Here is a 16,794-nt window from a genome sequence, read left to right on the forward strand (position 1 = left end):
TCCAGATATCGCATCCTCTCCGGAGCTGTCATGACCGATCGCGCCCAAGCAGTTGCAAGCCCTTACGCCGCCAGCGAAAGTCCACGCATGTCCACGCAGACCAGCCGCGCGGTGACGGCGGCGGTGGTCGGCAATATCCTCGAATGGTTCGACTTCGGAACCTACGCGTTTCTCGCGAGCGTGATCGCGAAAGTGATGTTTCCCACTGGCGACGACTTCGCCGCCATGCTCGGCACCTTCGGCGCGTTCGGCCTGGGCTTTGCTGCGCGGCCGCTCGGCGCGATCATCTTCGGCTGGCTCGGCGACAAGAAAGGCCGCAAGTGGACGCTGACCTTCGTCATGCCGCTGATGGCCGCCGCCACGCTGTTCATGGCCTTGCTGCCGACGTACGCGTCCATCGGCATCATGGCGCCGGTCCTGCTCGTGGCGGCGCGCATGCTGCAGGGCATTTCCGTCGGCGGGGAACTGGGCAACGCGGTGGCGTTCCTGGTGGAGTGGGCGCCGCCGAAGAAGCGCGGCCTGTACGGCAGCTTCCAGCAATGCAGCACGCTCGGCGGCATGCTGCTCGGCTCCGGCGCGGCCGCGCTGATGACCACGCTGCTCTCACCGCAGGCCATGCTCGACTGGGGCTGGCGCGTGCCGTTCATCATCGGGGCGATCGTGATCGGGCCGATTGGCTGGATCATCCGCAAGCGCAGCGAGGAGACGCCCGTCTACCAAAGCGCCAGCGAAGATGCGCCCGCCACGCCGCGCCGCGCCCCCGCGTTGCTCGGCTTGCAGGCGTGCGGCCTCGTGATCGTCTGGACGGTTTCGCTGTATGTGCTGCTCAACTATCTGCCCTCGTTCACGACGAAGTACGTCGGCATGAGTTCTTCCACGGCGCTCTGGCTCAACACGGCCGGACTGATCGTCATGACGGCGTCGATTCCGTTCTGGGGCGCGGCGTCCGACCGCTTCGGACGCAAGCCCATCTACGCAATCGGCTGCGTGGCGTTCCTCGTCCTGCCCTATCCCATCTTCCATCTGATGCTTGCCTACAAGTCGGCGGCTGTCGTCGGCGCGGTGCAAGTGGTGGGCGGCGTCATCATCGGCATCTTCTCGGGTGTCGGGCCGGCCGTGCTGTCCGAATTGTTCCCGACGAAGATCCGCACGACCTGGATGTCGATCGGCTACGGCATTGCCAACGCGGTGTTCGGCGGCTTTGCTCCGATGATCTCGATCGCGCTCATCAAGGCCACCGGTTCGCCGCTGTCGCCGGCGTTCTTCGTGATGCTGGCCGCGCTCCTTTCCACGCTCACCGTCATGACCATCCGCGAAACGGCGCACGATCCCTTGCAATGAACGAAGAAACACATGATGTCGTGGTGATCGGCGCCGGCGTGATCGGCCTTGCGTGCGCGTGGGCGGCTCTGCGCGACGGCGCTCGCGTGACCATCGTGGACCGTGATTTCGAAGGCGACCGCGCGTCGCACGGCAACGCGGGCGGCATCGCGGTGAGCGAGAGCACGCCGATCGCCGTGCATGGCATGGTCTCGAAGGCGCTGAAGTGGCTGATGGACCCGCTCGGGCCGCTGGCCGTGGACTGGAAGCATCTGCCGAAGGCGCTGCCGTGGTTCATGGCGTTCCGACGCGCCGCCGAGCCGGAGCGATACCAGGCGGTGTCGCATGCGCTCGCGCTGCTGAACAACCGCGTGTACGACGACATCCTGCCGATGTTCGACGACATCGGCGCCACGGCCATGCACTATCGCCGTGGCGCGCTGACCGTCTATGAAACCGATGAAGCCTTTGCCGCCGATCAGGACGAATGGGCCTTCAAACGTGAACTGGGCGCGCGCTGGCACGCGCTGAACGCGCAGCAGGTGCGCGAATGCGAGCCCGCGCTCGCGCCGGTTTTCAAACACGGCGTGTTTCTCGATGACTGGTCCCATATCGGCGACCCGCGCCGCATCGTCACGCTGCTGCGCGAACGCGTGCGCGCGCTCGGTGCGCGTTTCGTGACGGGCGTGGCGCGCGCTGTCGAGGCGCCCGGCAGCGTCGCGCTCGATGACGGCACACGCGTGAGCGGACGCCGCATCGTCGTGGCGGCGGGCGCGTGGTCGGAGGCGCTGGCGCGGTCCATCGGCGACCGGGTGCTGCTGGAAAGCGAGCGCGGCTACAACGCCACGCTGCCCCGGCACGGCATTGCGCTGAATCGCGAGGTGATCTTCGCGGAACGCAAGTTCGTCGCGACGCCGCTCGATGTCGGCATGCGCATCGGTGGCGCGGCCGAGTTCGCGGGCCTCGACGCGCCGCCGAACTACCGCCGCAGCGACGCGCTGCTGACGCTCGGCAAGCGCTTCCTGCCCGGCATCGACGACACCGGCGCCGCGCGATGGATGGGTCATCGTCCCGCCACGCCCGATTCGCTGCCGGTGATCGGCGTGTCGCCGCGCGTGCCATCGGTTGTCTACGCATTTGGCCACGGCCATCTCGGGCTGACGCAGTCGGCGACCACCGCCGCACTCGTCGCCGACGTGCTGGCGGGCCGCACGCCGCGCGTGCCGCTCGCGCCTTATTCGATTGCACGTTTCTGAGCATTCACATCCACTGGAGGAGCAAACATGCAAGTGAACTGGAAAGGTGTCTTCCCCGCTGTCACGACCAAGCTGAAGCAGGACGGCTCGCTGGATCAGGAGGCGATCGTCAGCGGCTTGAACCGGCTGATCGAGAGCGGTGTCGGCGGGGTCGTGATGATGGGCATGGTCGGCGAGAACGCCCAGCTCACGCCGGACGAAAAGCGCACGGTGCTGAAGATCGCAGTCGAAACGGTGAAGGGGCGCGTGCCGGTCATCTCGGGCCTCGCGGAGCTGAATACGGCGAACGCCATGCAGTTCGCGAAGGATGCGGAAGCGATCGGCGTGCAGGGTCTGATGGTGTTTCCGGGGCTGACGTACCGCTCGGACGATCGCGAGACCGTGGAGTACTACCGTTCGATCGCGCGCTCGACGCGCCTCGGCCTGATGATCTACAACAATCCGCGCGGCTATGGCGTCGACATGCGTCCGGACCTGCTTGCCCAACTCGCCGATGAGGCCAACGTCGTCGCGATCAAGGAAGAGACCTACGACACGACCCGCGTGACGGATCTCTATGCGCGCTTCGGCGAGCGCTTCGTCGTGTTCTGCGGCGTGGATGACCTGATCGTGGAATCGGTCGCGCTCGGCGTCACCGGCTGGGTGTCCGGCATGGCGAACGCGATGCCGAAGGAATCCGTCGCGCTGCTGAATCATGCGGTCAACGGCGAATACGACAAGGCGCGCGCACTGTATCGCGCGCTGATCGACCTGTTCCATCTCGACACGCACGTCAAGCTCGTGCAGTACATCAAGCTCGCGGAGAACATCACGGCCGGCTATCCGGAATACGTGAAAGCGCCGCGCCTGATGCTGGAAGGCGAGGAGCGGCAGCGGACCATCGAGATCGTGGAGAAGGCGATCGCCAGTGTGCGGGCACTCGAACAATGAAGTCCACGTTCTTCTGCATCGACGGACACACTTGCGGCAATCCGGTGCGCGTGGTCGCGGGCGGCGCGCCGCCGCTCGAAGGCGCGAGCATGATCGAACGGCGCGCGCATTTTCTGCGCGAGTTCGACTGGATCCGCACCGCGCTGATGTTCGAGCCGCGCGGCCACGAAGTCATGTCCGGCAGCATTCTCTATCCGCCGACGCGCCCCGATTGCGATCTCGCGATTCTCTTCATCGAGGTGAGCGGCTGCCTGCCGATGTGCGGACACGGCACCATCGGCACCGTCACGACGGCAATCGAGAACGGTCTCGTGCGGCCGCGCGAGCCGGGCGTGCTGCGGCTCGACACGCCCGCCGGCGTAGTTGTCGCGCGTTATCGGATGAACGGCGAGCATGTGGACTCGGTGCAGCTCGTCAATGTGCCGTCCTTCCTGCATTCGCGGGATCTCTCGGTGGACGTGGACGGTCTCGGCGAGATTCGCTTCGACGTGGCCTACGGCGGCAACTTCTATGCGATCGTCGAACCGCAGCGTCACTACGAAGGCCTGCACACGCTCAAGCCTTCAGACATTCAACGTCTGAGCCCGCTGCTGCGGCAACGCGCCAACGAGAAGTACCGCTTCGTGCATCCCGGGAACGATGCAATCAACGGCCTCAGTCACGTAATGTGGACCGGCGAGCCCACCGTGACCGGCGCCAGCGCGCGCAACGCGGTGTTCTACGGCGACAAGGCCATCGACCGATCGCCGTGCGGCACCGGCACGTCGGCGCGCATGGCGCAGCGGGTCGCGAAGGGCCAGTTGAAGATCGGCGAGCGCTTCGTGCACGAGAGCATCATCGGCACGCTGTTCGAAGGCGTGCCGATGGAAGCGGCACGCGTCGGCGAATACGATGCCATCGTGCCGGCCATTGAAGGCTGGGCGCGCGTGACGGGCCACAACACGATTTTTGTCGATGACCGCGATCCGCTCGCGCACGGCTTCCTGCTCAAGTAACCGGAGAGACTCATTCATGCTGATCCTGAAGAATGCACGCGTGCTCGACGTCGATCATGAACGCGACGACGGCCGTTACTCCATCGTCATCGAAGGCGGCACGATTCGCGAAGTCACGCGCGAGCCGGTCGACGCGGGCGGCGCGGAGGTGATCGATGTCGGCGGCAAGACGGTGATGCCGGGCATGATCGATTGCCATGTGCATGTGATCGCGTCGGTGGCGCATCTCGGCAACAACAGCCGTCTGCCGAACACCTTCGCTGTGCTGCGCGCGGTGCCGATTCTCGCGGGCATGCTCAACCGCGGCTTCACCACCGTGCGCGACGCGGGCGGCGCGGACTATGCGCTGTCGCGCGCCGTCGAGGAAGGCGTGATCGCGGGGCCGCGCCTGTTCGTCGCGGGCAAGGCGCTCTCGCAGACCGGCGGGCATGGCGACTTCCGCGAACGCTTCGACAACTCGGACCCCGATCCGTGCGGCTGCAATCGCAACATGGGAGCGATCGGACGCGTGGTGGACGGCGTCGATGAAATGCGCAAGGCCGTGCGCGAGGAAATGCGCGCCGGGGCGAATCACATCAAGATCATGGCGTCGGGTGGCGTGGCGTCGCCCACGGATCCGATCGGCAACCTACAATTCTCCGTCGATGAAGTGAAGGCCGCCGTCGAGGAAGCGGAGTCGCATCAGACCTATGTGATGGCGCATGCCTATACGCCGAAGGCGATTGCGCGGGTCGTGCGGCTCGGCGTGCGGACCATCGAGCACGGCAATCTGATCGACGAGGAAGCCGCCGACGCCATGCTCGAACACGGCGCCTATGCCGTGCCCACGCTCGTCACCTATGACGCGATGGCCCGCGTCGGCGCGCAGATGGGCCTGGGCGAGGACACGCTTGCGAAGAACGAGTCGGTGCGCAAGCGCGGTCTCGAAGCCGTCGCGATGCTGCACAAACGCGGCGTGAAGATGGGCCTCGGCTCGGACCTGCTCGGCGACATGCATCAGTTCCAGAGCGATGAGTTGTCGATTCGCGCGGAGATCGTCGGCGCGTTCGAGGCGATTCGCCAGGCGACGGCCATCGGCGCGGAAATCGTCAACATGAAGGGCAAGCTGGGCGTCGTGGCGGCGGGCGCGTTCGCGGATCTGCTCGTCGTGGACGGCGATCCGTTGAAGGACATTCGCGTGCTGACGGGGCAGGGCGAGCGCATCGCGGGCGTGATGAAGCAGGGCGCTTGGGTGCGCGAGACCTTGCGCTGAAGTTGCGTGCCAGAATGGCAACTTCCATCGACACCGCATAAACGATTCACATGCCTTCAGCCGTCACTTCAACCCGCCGCAGCGCCGAAGCGCCCGATTCCGCCGATACCACGCGCAGGATCGTGCGTACGACGACGGTCGAACTCGTCACCACGGCGCTGCGGCAGCGCATCCTGTCCGGCGATCTCGCGCCCGGCGAAGTGCTGCGTCAGGAAGCGCTTGCCGATGAACTCGGTGTAAGCCGCGTGCCCGTCCGCGAGGCCATCACGCGGTTGGTCGGCGAAGGCTTGCTGACCAAGGTGCCGCATAAGGGCGCATATGTGGCGGAGTTGTCGATAGGCGAGGTGCAGGAGACGTTCGAGATCCGGCTGCGTCTGGAGCCGTGGCTGTTTTCGCAGGCCATTCCGCATATCAGCGACGCCGATATCGCGCGGGCCGAAAAGCTCGTGAACGAGATGGATCAGGCCGAGTCGGGCCTGTGGGGCCAGCTGAACTGGCGTCTGCACGAGACCCTCTATCTGCCCGCCGGACGCGACATCACCTTGCAGATGCTGCGCGGGCTGCATGACCGCAGCGACCGCTATTTCCGCTTTCAGGTCGTGCAGGTGCCGATCCGCGAGCAGTCGCACGACGAACACATGAATCTCGTCGAGGCATGCCGGAAGCGCGATGCGAAGCTCGGCGCGAAGCTGCTCGAACAGCACGTGAAGACGGCCGCGCAGCAGATCATCGCGGTGGTCGAGACCATCATGGCGCGATGAGGCGGACGCGCGCGGGCAGCGCCGGGTCGCGCGCGTCGATGTCGATTTGCATGGGGTCAGGCGCGGCCGCGATCTGTGCGAACGCGGCTTCATCGACCATCACGACGGGTACGTGCTTCGCGTAAAGTTCGTTCGCGACGATGGCGCCGATCGACACAATCAAATCGCGCTCGGTCAGCACGATGCCGACCGGCCCTGTCCCGTTGCGCACGGCTTCCGCGAGCACGCTGCTGCTCGAACTCGATCCGCGCGCACGCGGCATCACGAGGATGCGCGCCGCGAGACTCGCGCCGTGGCCTGCGTGCGTGGCATCGACGATCACGCCGTTCGCCGCATCATAGCCGCCCCAGAAACTCAGCGGCGGCAACGCGATGCCGGCCGCGCGCGCTTGGCCCGGAACCAGGGCGACGGCTTCAAATGCTTTCATCGAACCACACCTGTCCTTCGAAGGCCGAACGCACGCATTCGCTCATGCTGCCGAACGCCACCGTCACGCCGATGTTCGCGGGCGCGTAGTGCGCCCATTTGCCGGAATTGGTCATCACAAGCCCCGTCACCTGTTTCATCACTGGCGTGATGTACGTGCAGGTATCCACGACGATCTGCACGCCGCGCTCGCCGAGCGTCTGCGCGATGCCTTCCTGTTCGAGTTGCCAGAGCACGAAGCGGCTTGTATTGACGTAGAAATCGCTGCGCGGCTTGCCTTCGTGACGCTCGAACAAGGCGGCGAGCGTACGGAATTCATCGACGGAGAAGTGCGGCGTGCCGAGACTCACGGCGGCCAGCGCATCGCCGGGCCGCGCGCGGCTCCAGCGTGCGCGTACAGCCGCGAGATCCGCCGGACTCACGCGCAGCGTGCGTTCGGGCGCGCGGCCTTGCAATGCGGCGTCGAGCGTCGCGGCTTCCGGCGTGATGCCGACCGCATGAAACAGCGCCACCGAGCCGCTCGATGCCGCCGCCGCGCCGAGCGCCTTCAGTTCGTCTTCGGTGGTGTCGGCGGGCAGGCCGGTGATCGCGGCGACCGTCGCGCCCACTTCACCGCCGAGCACGAAACCGAGCGCGGCGAAGTGCGCGTCACGATGCGGCGACGCGCTCACGTCCGGCGCTTCGATCACGACGCGGGCCGCGCGATTCTCGGTCACGTGCAGTCCCGCGTGCGGCACGCGGCCGGTGATGGCGGCGGCGAGATCGAGGAAGTCGCCATAGCGGCTCGTGCGCGCGCCGAGCACGGAATTGGCGAACACGATGGCATTGGATTCGGCCCAGGCAATCTGATCGCCCAGCTTTGGCCGATGCCGCAGTTGATACGGCGCGCACGTGAAGCTCGCCTCGCAGCCGAGTTCGACATGCGCCTGCATCAGCCGCGTGCCCGCGCGGGCGAGATCGGCTTCGCCGCGAAACAGTTCGGGATGGATGAGATCGAGCGAGCCGACATTGAGCGTGGTCGGCACGGACACTTTCGCGCCGCTCGCGACGAACCGTTCCACGAAGTCGAGACTGGCCGCGCCGTGATAGAGACAGCCGTCGATGTGCGCCGACGTGATGTCGATCAACGCGCGGGCGTCCATCACGCGAGCCGTCGCGACGACGATGCGCATCGCCAGCGCGACGCCTGCGCCGAAATCGCCGTTGAGCATCGCGCGGTCGCGCGGACTGAGAGTGAGCATCGAGCGGAACGAGATGAAGAGGTCCGCGTCAGGATAGCGGATTTGCGCTTCTGGCTCAAAGACTCTCAGCGCCTTTCACTCCCGATACGCGGCGAACTTCGAAGTCTTGCCGATGCCCGGATTCAAGCAGTTGCACGGATCGAGCGTGCGGTAGAACTCCGCAAGCTGCGGCTTCGCTTCGTACAGATGCCCCACATTGTGTTCGGCCGGATATTCGGCGCCGCGTTCATCGAGCAGGGTGAGCATCTCGTGTTCGAGCGCCATGCAGTCGTGGCCCTTCGCGACGATATAGTCCTGATGGAACACGTGACACAGGAAGTGCCCGTAATACAGCTTCAGCAGGATCGGCTGCTCGATTTGCGGCGGCAATTGCTCGAACCATTCGCGATCGTTGCGGCGCAGCGCGATGTCCAGTGCGACGATATCCTCCACGTCGCGATGATGCACCGCGCGATAGCGCACCGCCGCACTCGCCGCCGCGAAGCGATGCAGAAAAGCCCGGCGGCCTTCGTCATCGGTGCATTCGAAGTACGCGCCCTCACCGCTCGCGAAGTGCTGCTCCAGATACGCGCGCGCCTCCGCGACGCCGGCGGCCGGAATCTTCAGCATCAGGTGATGCGCGTAACGCTCGCGAAACTCCAGCAGACGCGCCGGCAGATGTTCCGGCAGACGCTCGCTGAACCATTGGAGCAAACGGTCCGTCAGGTGCTTCGACATGAAGCCGAAGCGCTCGAACCAGGCATCCGCGCGCGTCTTGAGATTGAAGAACAGCGGTAGACGGCGCGTACCGAACCGGTCGATGATGACGAACAGATCCTTGCCATAGCGGCGCGCGACGTCGAAGGCATCGCGGTGCAGATATTCGCCCGCCACCGGCAGATGCGCGAAGTTCGCCAGCACGTGTCGCCGAAGATGCGTCAGCACGGCCGTATCGTTGGTGCCAATGTAGAAAACCTGCGCGCCGCGTTCGGCCTCGAAGGTATCGAGCCGTACCGCGAAGATCATCACCTTGCCCGCCGAGCCCGACGCTTCGAACAGCCGTCGCGGGTCGGCGTTGAAGCGCGCGGGCGTGGGTGCATCGACGTCGCGGACGTGCGTCGCGTAGTCGTGATCCGAAGCCGCGGCGCCGGCGTGGACATCGGCGTCGCGGAACGCACCGCTTTCGACGCGCGTCAGCATCTCCTCCGGCGAGCCGCCCAGTTCGATGCCGAGGTGATTCACGAGGCGCGGCGTGCCCGAGGCATCGACGACGGCGAACAGCGCCATTTCCGTGTAGGCCGGTCCGCGATGCACGAGCGCGCCGCCCGAGTTATTGCTGATGCCGCCCAGCACCGACGCCCCGATGCACGACGAGCCAATCACCGAATGCGGTTCGCGTCCGAGCGGCTTGAGCGTGGTTTCGAGCTGATCGAGCGTCGTGCCGCCGATGCAGACCACCTGGCTGCCCCCCTTTAGCAGATGCACGCGCCGGATGCGCGTCGTGCTGACAATGACGACATCGCGGTCATAGCCGTTGCCGTCGGGTGTCGAGCCGCCGGTCAGCCCGGTATTCGATGCCTGCGTGATGACGATGGCGCGCGCCGCGCAGCATGCGGCGAGCGTGCGCCATTGTTCCAGCAGCGTGCCAGGACGCACCACGGCCAGCACGCGGCCGCTGCCGAAGCGATAGCCGGTGCGATAGCGGCGGGTTGGCGCGTCGCCGGTGAGCACGTTGCGCACGCCGACGATCTCACCCAGCGAAGCGAGCAGGTTCTTGCCGGCGTTCTCGAACGGGATGGAGGTTTGAGCCGTATCGGACATGATGGCCTCACGCCTGTCTCGGGCCCGAGGCGGCGGGCGCTGCGACCGTCGCGCGTTGCGTGAGCGTCAGCAGCGCGCCCAGCAACAGCGCAGCGGCGACCACGGCAAGTCCCGCATTCGTGCTGTGGGTGACGTCCTTCATCCAGCCGATGATCGACGGGCTGACGAAACCGGCCAGATTGCCGATGGAATTGATCATCGCGATTCCGGCTGCGGCCGCGGTGCCGGTCAGCACGCTGCTCGGATAGGTCCAGAAGACCGGCATCATCGAGAGCACGCCGGCCGTGCCGAGCGAGAGCGTCAGCATTGAGAGCATCAGGTTGCCGCTGTGCAGCGTGCTCGCGTAGAAGCCCACGGCGGCCGCGAGCGCCGCGACGGCAAGATGCCGGCGCCTTTCGTTGCGGCGGTCCGAACTGCGGGCCACCAGCGTCATCGCAACGATCGCGACCGCATAAGGAATGGCCGTGAGCAGACCGACATCGAAGGCATCCTTGACGCCCGCCGCCCTGATGAGCGTCGGCAGGTAGAAGCTCACGCCGTACAGGCCCATCATGCAGCAGAAGTAGATCGCCGCCAGATGCCACACGCGGCCGTTCGTCACCACGCTTTTGAGCGAGTGATCGGCGTTTTCGGGGGCGTCGCGCGAAATGTTGTCCTCCAGAAGCTGCTTTTGACGCTCGTTCAGCCACGAGGCCGCGCGTATGCCGTTGGGCAGCATGAACAGGGTCAGCACGCCGAGCAGCAGCGAGGGAATGGCTTCGAGCAGGAAGAGCCATTGCCAGTTGGCGAGTCCGTGAACGCCGTTGAACGCCGCCATGATCCAGCCGGACAACGGGCCGCCAAGCACGCCGGCGACCGGAATGCCCATCATGAAAAGCGCGTTCATGCGGCCGCGTCGCGTGGTGGGATACCAGTACGTCAGGTACAGCACGATGCCGGGAAAGAATCCGGCCTCGGCGACGCCCAGCAGGAAGCGCAGCGTGTAGAACATGGCCGGCGTCTTGACGAAGAGCGAGGCCGCCGACACCAGCGCCCACGTGATCATGATGCGGCTGATCCACACGCGCGCGCCGACGCGATGCAGAAGCACATTGCTCGGCACCTCGATCACGAAATAGCCGATGAAGAAAATACCCGCGCCGAGTCCGTAGATCGATTCGCTGAACTTCAGGTCGTTGAGCATCTGCAGCTTCGCAAAGCCGACATTGACGCGGTCCAGATAGGCCGCGACATAGCAGATGAAGAGAAACGGCAGCAGGCGCCAGGTGACGCGGGCGTAGGTGGCGTTCTCGAAGGCGGGGGTGGATTGTGGCGTCATCGCGTGTCTCCTGGTGCGTGTGCGACGTGTGCGGACTTGCGCCGCAACTGAGTGGCTGACGCGCATTGTTCCGCGACTGCAGGAGGCTGTCGAGACACCGGACCAGTGGTCCGACCAGTTATTGTTGGCGTGCCAGCGGGGTTTGACCATCGTAGTCAATGGCGGCGCGGCAGGGGGGATTTCCGCACGGCAGTGCGGCGTGTGCGGCGCGTGTGCTATGTGTGCCGCGCCCTCCGCATGTGCTGTCGAGCTACTGCCAGCCCTTCAGCCGCAGCGTCGCCCGCACGAGGCGCTGTTCCTCGGCCTCGATCTCACGCAGGCATGCCGTGGTGGTGTCGATGTGCGTGCTCGCCGCCTTGCGCGCGAGTTCGGGCTGCTTGCCGAGCACGGTCTTGTAGAGGCGAGCGTGCTGTTTGTCGATGACGCGCTTCTCGGCCGCACGGTGATAGAGGTTGTTGACGGACGCGAAGACCGAGCTCAACAGAAGGTCGGTCAGCGAGCTGAGCGTATGCACCAGCACGGGATTGTGCGATGCCTCGCAGATGGCGAGATGGAAGTTGTAGTCGAGCTGGGCGCGCTTCGACTCGCCGATTTCGCTCTCGCTGGCGGCAAGCATCTCTTCGTAACGGCGGGTGATGAGCGCGAAATCCGCCTGCGTGCCGCGCAATGCGGCGAGGCGGGCCGATTCGGCTTCGAGCATCGCGCGCACTTCGAAGATGTCGTAGAGCGTGCGGGGCTGCGAGCCGAGCAGATGCATCATCGGCGTGAGCGCGGGCTGTGACGTGAGCGAGGCGACAAACGAACCGCGTCCGTGCGAAGTCTCGATGATTCCCCGCGTGCGCAGCACTTTCAATCCTTTACGCACCGCCGAGCGCGACGCGCCGAGCTTCACCGTCAGCCGCCGTTCGGACGGCAGCGCCTGACCGGGCTTCAGGACGCCATCGACGATCAGGTTTTCGATACGTTCCGCCACGACGTCCGCGATCTGCGACGCGTCTTCCGGATGAGATGAATGCATGGTGCGCCTCACTGGTCGGACCACTTCGAGCACTCTAGCATGGCTGTTGCGGAGCGAGCCCCGTTCGGCGCGGTCAGCCATTCTGTCACGCCACACGGACAGTGTGTCCCTGCGGATCGACGGCACACCGCGCCCGCGCCTTGTGCAGGGCAATGGCACCGTACTTGCGTGAGGGTGGCCCCTTGATCGATCGAATCTTTATTTCGTCCTGAAAGGAGACGTTCTCATGAATCCGGATCTGACCTTCCGCGCCGGCGAGGCCACCGTGCTCGCCGCTCCCGGACAAGCCACCGATCCGATGCCGGAAATATTGATTGGCCGGGTCGACGGTCCTGTTGGTCACGCTTTCGCCAACATGATGGCGCAGTCGAAGGGGCACACGGCCATGTTCGCCATTCGGGCGTGCAACCAGATGGTCCGCCCCGCGACCATGATCGTGCCGAAAGTGACGCTGAAGGACATGGCGAATATCGACCTGTTTGGCGGCGTGGTGCAGTCCGCGACGGCGGATGCCGTGGTTGATTGCCTGATTGAAGGCATTCTGCCCAAGGACCAGGCAAACGAGCTGTGCATCATCAGCCTGGTGTGGATCGACCCGCGTTGCGCAACCGACGCGAACTTCGACAAGAAGGACATGTACCGCACGAACTACGAAGCCACCAAGCTGGCCATACGGCGCGCGATGAACAACGAGCCGAGCGTCGACGAACTCATCGCGAACCGCCACAGCATCAAGCACGACATGGACGACTGGAGTTAGTCCGAATCCATGGCGCGGCATGCTTCTGACGGCGCATCGCGCCGTTGCAGAACGAGCGCGGCAGATTGACCGCCGCCGCCACGCGTCACGCAGCAACTCAGCAGTCCAGCGATTCAGCGACTTCCTGCCGCGCGTGCTTCCCGCTTGCGTGGAGCGGCCTCCTTGCGCGGTCCGGGCGACGCCTTCACGGCATCCGCCGGCGGCGCCGCGGCAAGTGCCTGAACCCCGGAAGCGGCGGGCTGGGCGAGATCCGCGGTTTTCAAGGTGAAATTGACATGCACCGTGTCATAGGGAAACACGATGCCGCCGCTCTCGTCATGTTCCAGCAAGCCGGTTTCGAGCAGCGCCTTGACGTCGCCGTGAACGCCTTTCACGTCGCGCTCGAGACGCCGCGACAACTCGCGGATGGACATGGCGCCGGCGCCGGTCATGGCGCGGATGATCTGCCAGCGTGACGTGGTGAACGTGCGAAACAGCAGTTCGGGGGTGGCATAGGAAAAGTGCGCGCCCTGAGCCTTGCCGGCGGCTGCGGCCTGTGCGCGTTTCATGACGTCGTCGAGGGACGACACGCTTATCGTGACGGTCTTCATGGTCTTGACCTCCATCTCTGCAAGATTTCCATATCCATCCTGAAATCGGCCAACAGCTGATTCAGTGATGAAAATTCATAAGGTGACTCGGTGTTCGTGAAATGACGATTGTCGCCCTTGCGACGCTCGTTGTCGTAGCGCAGCACGCACACGTTCCTCGCGACGAACGCAAGCCTGTACTTCCACACATGCGAGCATCCCGGAACCGGCACAGGGACTTGCCAGATCTTCATTTCAACGAGCGAGTCTGGCGAGCGCTCATGGCGCTCGCCAAGGATCAGAATTGCTTTGCCTTTACTGTTGGATATTTTGACAACACCTTGTTGTGTTGTCAAATCTTCCAACGTCTGTAGTTCGCGCACCATTTGCCGGACAGCGGACTTGACGAAGCACGCGACAGGCGGCACGAGCCGCGCAGCCACCACGAGTGAATCGCGAGGCGCGCACAGTCGTCATACCGGGGCCGTCATACGCTGCTAGACTGAAAAGCTCGTTGCGGAGGCTCCCATGCATCCCGCAGCGCAGCATCGGCAAGCAGTGAGCGAGTGGCGAGCTTATAGCCGGCCCCTATCGGCCGCATTGCAAAAATCGCATTCTATTGAGGGTTGCTCTCACGTATTTTCTGAAATACGGCAGGGCTGGCAAGCACTCGATTTTCACGCCACAGAAAGCAGCGACTTCACTCAAGGGTTCGGGGCGTGTTCACCGGACTCGATCAAGGCAGGAGCACAGCAGAACAATTAGTGGGACCGTCCTCGCAAGGAGATAGCGCATGTCAAACGAATCGAAGTGTCCGTTCACTCATGCCGCCGGTACCGGCACGACGAACCGTGACTGGTGGCCCAGGCAGCTACGCGTAGATCTGTTGAATCAGCACTCCGGCAAGTCCAATCCACTCGATACCGGCTTCAGCTATGTCGAAGCCTTCAAGAGTCTCGATCTCGCCGCGGTCAAGAAAGACCTCGCGGCATTGATGACCAACTCGCAGGAATGGTGGCCCGCCGACTTCGGTCATTACGGTCCGCTCTTCATTCGCATGGCGTGGCATAGCGCCGGCACCTACCGCATCGGCGATGGCCGGGGAGGCGGTGGCCGCGGCCAGCAACGCTTCGCGCCGCTCAACAGCTGGCCGGACAACGTCAGTCTCGACAAGGCGCGTCGCCTGCTCTGGCCGATCAAGCAGAAGTACGGCCAGAAGCTTTCCTGGGCCGACCTCATCATCCTGACCGGCAATGTCGCGCTGGAAACCATGGGCTTCAAGACCTTCGGCTTTGCCGGCGGCCGCGAGGAAACATGGGAGCCGGACCAGGACGTTTACTGGGGCAATGAAAAGACCTGGCTCGGCGGCGATGTCCGCTATGGCAAGGGCGCCGCCGGCAATGACGACGACCAGGGCGTCATCACCGCCGACGTACAGAAGCACGGCGAGGAAGCGAGCCGGACCGACGGCGGCCGCAATCTCGAGAATCCGCTCGGCGCGGTGCAGATGGGCCTGATCTACGTCAATCCGGAAGGCCCGGACGGCAATCCGGATCCGCTTGCCGCCGCGCACGACATCCGCGAAACCTTCGCGCGCATGGCGATGAACGACGAGGAAACCGTCGCGCTGATCGCGGGCGGACATACCTTCGGCAAGACGCACGGCGCGGGTCCGGCTGACAACGTCGGCCCCGAGCCGGAGTCCGCCGATCTCGAGAACATGGGCCTCGGCTGGAAGAATAGCTTCGGCAGCGGCAAGGGCGCGGACACCATCACCAGCGGTCTCGAAGTGACCTGGACCACGACGCCGACGAAGTGGGGCAGCGGTTTCTGGGAAAACCTGTTCGGCTACGAATGGGAGCTGACCAAGAGCCCGGCGGGCGCGAATCAATGGGTGGCGAAGGATGCGGGTGAAACCGTTCCGCATGCATACGATGCATCGAAGAAGCTGAAGCCGACGATGCTGACCACCGACCTGTCACTGCGCTTCGATCCGGAATACGCGAAGATTTCAAAGCGTTTCTGGGAGAACCCCGACCAGTTCGCCGATGCCTTCGCGCGCGCATGGTTCAAGCTGACGCATCGCGACATGGGACCGAAGGCGCGCTATCTCGGACCGGAAGTGCCGCAGGAAGAACTGCTGTGGCAAGACCCGATTCCGGCCGTCGATCATCCGCTCGTGACCGATCAGGAAGTCGCCGCGCTCAAGCAGAAAGTGCTGGCGTCGGGGCTGTCGGTGGCGGAACTGGTGTCGACGGCATGGGCGTCGGCGTCCACGTTCCGGGGCTCGGACAAGCGCGGCGGCGCGAACGGCGCGCGCATCCGGCTCGCGCCGCAGAAGGACTGGCAGGTCAACGAGCCCGAGCAGCTTGCGAAGGTGTTGAAGTCGCTCGAAGGCATTCAGGGCGAATTCAATGGCGCGCAATCCGGTGGCAAGCGCATTTCGATGGCCGATTTGATCGTGCTGGCGGGCGGCGCGGCCATCGAGAAAGCGGCGGAGACGGCGGGGCACAAGGTGACCGTGCCGTTCACGCCGGGCCGCATGGATGCGTCGCAGGAACAGACCGATGTTCTTTCGATGTCCGCCATGGAACCGGTCGCCGATGGCTTCCGCAACTACATCAAGGACGGCATCCGCGTGCCGGTCGAGGCGCTGCTGATCGACAAGGCGCAACTGCTGACGCTGAGCGCGCCGGAAATGACGGCGCTGGTCGGCGGACTGCGGGCGTTGAAGGTGTCGTCGGGGAATGGCGCGCACGGCGTCTTCACCGACAAGCCCGAAGCGCTGACCAACGACTTCTTCGTCAACCTGCTCGACATGAACACGGAGTGGCAACAGGTGTCGTCGCGCCGCGATGTGTTCGAGGGCCGCGATTGCAAGTCGGGGCAGCGCAAGTGGACCGGCAGCCGCGTCGATCTGATCTTCGGTGCGCATTCCGTGCTGCGGGCGTTGTCCGAGGTGTATGCCAGCGCGGACGGCCAGGCGAAGTTCGTCAATGACTTCGTCGCCGCGTGGAGCAAGGTGATGGATCTCGACCGCTATGAGTTGAAGAAGAGTTGAAGACGTAAGCGCAGGTCGGCCTCCGGCGTGATGAACGGCGACCTTCCCGGGTCGCCGTTTTTCATGGCGGGCGCATTCATGCGGAAG

The 16,794-nt window shown here is 64.7% G+C and carries 15 protein-coding genes; 8 read left to right on the top strand and 7 right to left on the bottom strand.

The window, feature by feature from the left end; all coding sequences use genetic code 11:
• The first annotated feature begins 87 nt into the window (after positions 1 to 87).
• Genes QCE63_RS20675 through QCE63_RS20700 form a run of 6 tightly spaced genes read left to right on the top strand, consistent with a single transcriptional unit; the run spans position 88 to position 6,514 of the window.
• Positions 88 to 1,341, top strand: coding sequence for an MFS transporter (locus tag QCE63_RS20675; RefSeq protein WP_309835644.1), 1,254 nt, complete (start codon positions 88 to 90; stop codon positions 1,339 to 1,341).
• A complete protein-coding gene (locus QCE63_RS20680) occupies positions 1,338 to 2,576 on the top strand; it encodes an FAD-dependent oxidoreductase (protein WP_309835645.1) in 1,239 nt (412 codons plus the stop codon). The genes QCE63_RS20675 and QCE63_RS20680 overlap by 4 nt, the downstream gene beginning before the upstream one ends.
• Before the next feature lie 27 nt (positions 2,577 to 2,603).
• Complete coding sequence (locus QCE63_RS20685; protein ID WP_309835647.1) at positions 2,604 to 3,506, top strand: dihydrodipicolinate synthase family protein; 903 nt, start codon at positions 2,604 to 2,606, stop codon at positions 3,504 to 3,506.
• Positions 3,503 to 4,501, top strand: a complete 999-nt coding sequence (locus QCE63_RS20690; RefSeq protein WP_309835648.1) for a 4-hydroxyproline epimerase — start codon at positions 3,503 to 3,505, stop codon at positions 4,499 to 4,501. The genes QCE63_RS20685 and QCE63_RS20690 overlap by 4 nt, the downstream gene beginning before the upstream one ends.
• A 16-nt stretch (positions 4,502 to 4,517) precedes the next feature.
• Entirely contained in the window at positions 4,518 to 5,753 is a 1,236-nt protein-coding gene (locus QCE63_RS20695; RefSeq protein WP_309835649.1) for an amidohydrolase family protein, read from the top strand.
• A 50-nt stretch (positions 5,754 to 5,803) separates the two neighbouring features.
• The gene (locus QCE63_RS20700; RefSeq protein WP_309835650.1) at positions 5,804 to 6,514 is read left to right on the top strand and encodes a GntR family transcriptional regulator; all 711 of its coding nucleotides are present in this window, start codon (positions 5,804 to 5,806) and stop codon (positions 6,512 to 6,514) included.
• Here the strand turns inward: QCE63_RS20700 and QCE63_RS20705 are convergent.
• From QCE63_RS20705 to glcC, 5 genes are all read right to left on the bottom strand, one after another.
• Positions 6,501 to 6,941 carry an aconitase X swivel domain-containing protein gene (locus QCE63_RS20705; RefSeq protein ID WP_309835652.1) on the bottom strand — a complete coding sequence of 147 codons (441 nt, stop codon included), beginning with the start codon at positions 6,939 to 6,941 and terminating at the stop codon, positions 6,501 to 6,503. The genes QCE63_RS20700 and QCE63_RS20705 overlap by 14 nt on opposite strands.
• On the bottom strand, positions 6,928 to 8,181 hold the full coding sequence (locus tag QCE63_RS20710; protein ID WP_309835653.1) for an aconitase X catalytic domain-containing protein: 1,254 nt from the start codon (positions 8,179 to 8,181) through the stop codon (positions 6,928 to 6,930). The genes QCE63_RS20705 and QCE63_RS20710 overlap by 14 nt, the downstream gene beginning before the upstream one ends.
• 75 nt (positions 8,182 to 8,256) lie before the next feature.
• Entirely contained in the window at positions 8,257 to 9,981 is a 1,725-nt protein-coding gene (dld, locus tag QCE63_RS20715; RefSeq protein WP_309835654.1) for a D-lactate dehydrogenase, read from the bottom strand.
• Positions 9,982 to 9,988: 7 nt separating this feature from the next.
• Positions 9,989 to 11,299 carry an MFS transporter gene (locus QCE63_RS20720; protein ID WP_309835656.1) on the bottom strand — a complete coding sequence of 437 codons (1,311 nt, stop codon included), beginning with the start codon at positions 11,297 to 11,299 and terminating at the stop codon, positions 9,989 to 9,991.
• Between the two features lie 250 nt (positions 11,300 to 11,549).
• Positions 11,550 to 12,317: a transcriptional regulator GlcC gene (glcC, locus tag QCE63_RS20725; RefSeq protein ID WP_309835658.1), complete on the bottom strand. Its 768-nt coding sequence runs from the start codon at positions 12,315 to 12,317 to the stop codon at positions 11,550 to 11,552.
• Between the two features lie 226 nt (positions 12,318 to 12,543).
• Here glcC and fae point away from each other — a divergent pair, with 226 nt between their 5' ends.
• Positions 12,544 to 13,077, top strand: coding sequence for a formaldehyde-activating enzyme (gene fae, locus QCE63_RS20730; protein ID WP_309835659.1), 534 nt, complete (start codon positions 12,544 to 12,546; stop codon positions 13,075 to 13,077).
• Between the two features lie 113 nt (positions 13,078 to 13,190).
• On the opposite strand, the gene QCE63_RS20735 is transcribed toward fae, so the two are convergent.
• Positions 13,191 to 13,667: a transcriptional regulator gene (locus QCE63_RS20735; RefSeq protein ID WP_309835660.1), complete on the bottom strand. Its 477-nt coding sequence runs from the start codon at positions 13,665 to 13,667 to the stop codon at positions 13,191 to 13,193.
• The gene (locus tag QCE63_RS20740; RefSeq protein WP_309835661.1) at positions 13,664 to 14,092 is read right to left on the bottom strand and encodes a DUF6516 family protein; all 429 of its coding nucleotides are present in this window, start codon (positions 14,090 to 14,092) and stop codon (positions 13,664 to 13,666) included. The genes QCE63_RS20735 and QCE63_RS20740 overlap by 4 nt, the downstream gene beginning before the upstream one ends.
• A 347-nt stretch (positions 14,093 to 14,439) precedes the next feature.
• Here QCE63_RS20740 and katG point away from each other — a divergent pair, with 347 nt between their 5' ends.
• Positions 14,440 to 16,707 (top strand): catalase/peroxidase HPI, encoded by a 2,268-nt coding sequence (gene katG / locus QCE63_RS20745; RefSeq protein ID WP_309835663.1) that lies wholly within the window; start codon positions 14,440 to 14,442, stop codon positions 16,705 to 16,707.
• The last annotated feature ends 87 nt before the right edge of the window (positions 16,708 to 16,794 follow it).

Source organism: Caballeronia sp. LZ065, assembly GCF_031450975.1.
Lineage (GTDB): Bacteria > Pseudomonadota > Gammaproteobacteria > Burkholderiales > Burkholderiaceae > Caballeronia.

What these genes read in the sequence shown, in the direction of transcription:
- QCE63_RS20695 (WP_309835649.1), top strand. Translation starts at nt 4,518, where the DNA reads ATGCTGATCCTGAAGAATGCACGCGTGCTCGACGTCGATCATGAACGC.
- QCE63_RS20685 (WP_309835647.1), top strand. Translation starts at nt 2,604, where the DNA reads ATGCAAGTGAACTGGAAAGGTGTCTTCCCCGCTGTCACGACCAAGCTG.
- QCE63_RS20680 (WP_309835645.1), top strand. Translation starts at nt 1,338, where the DNA reads ATGAACGAAGAAACACATGATGTCGTGGTGATCGGCGCCGGCGTGATC.
- dld (WP_309835654.1), bottom strand. Translation starts at nt 9,981, where the DNA reads ATGTCCGATACGGCTCAAACCTCCATCCCGTTCGAGAACGCCGGCAAG.
- QCE63_RS20690 (WP_309835648.1), top strand. Translation starts at nt 3,503, where the DNA reads ATGAAGTCCACGTTCTTCTGCATCGACGGACACACTTGCGGCAATCCG.
- glcC (WP_309835658.1), bottom strand. Translation starts at nt 12,317, where the DNA reads ATGCATTCATCTCATCCGGAAGACGCGTCGCAGATCGCGGACGTCGTG.
- QCE63_RS20710 (WP_309835653.1), bottom strand. Translation starts at nt 8,181, where the DNA reads ATGCTCACTCTCAGTCCGCGCGACCGCGCGATGCTCAACGGCGATTTC.
- QCE63_RS20675 (WP_309835644.1), top strand. Translation starts at nt 88, where the DNA reads ATGTCCACGCAGACCAGCCGCGCGGTGACGGCGGCGGTGGTCGGCAAT.
- katG (WP_309835663.1), top strand. Translation starts at nt 14,440, where the DNA reads ATGTCAAACGAATCGAAGTGTCCGTTCACTCATGCCGCCGGTACCGGC.
- QCE63_RS20735 (WP_309835660.1), bottom strand. Translation starts at nt 13,667, where the DNA reads ATGAAGACCGTCACGATAAGCGTGTCGTCCCTCGACGACGTCATGAAA.
- QCE63_RS20700 (WP_309835650.1), top strand. Translation starts at nt 5,804, where the DNA reads ATGCCTTCAGCCGTCACTTCAACCCGCCGCAGCGCCGAAGCGCCCGAT.
- QCE63_RS20720 (WP_309835656.1), bottom strand. Translation starts at nt 11,299, where the DNA reads ATGACGCCACAATCCACCCCCGCCTTCGAGAACGCCACCTACGCCCGC.
- fae (WP_309835659.1), top strand. Translation starts at nt 12,544, where the DNA reads ATGAATCCGGATCTGACCTTCCGCGCCGGCGAGGCCACCGTGCTCGCC.
- QCE63_RS20705 (WP_309835652.1), bottom strand. Translation starts at nt 6,941, where the DNA reads ATGAAAGCATTTGAAGCCGTCGCCCTGGTTCCGGGCCAAGCGCGCGCG.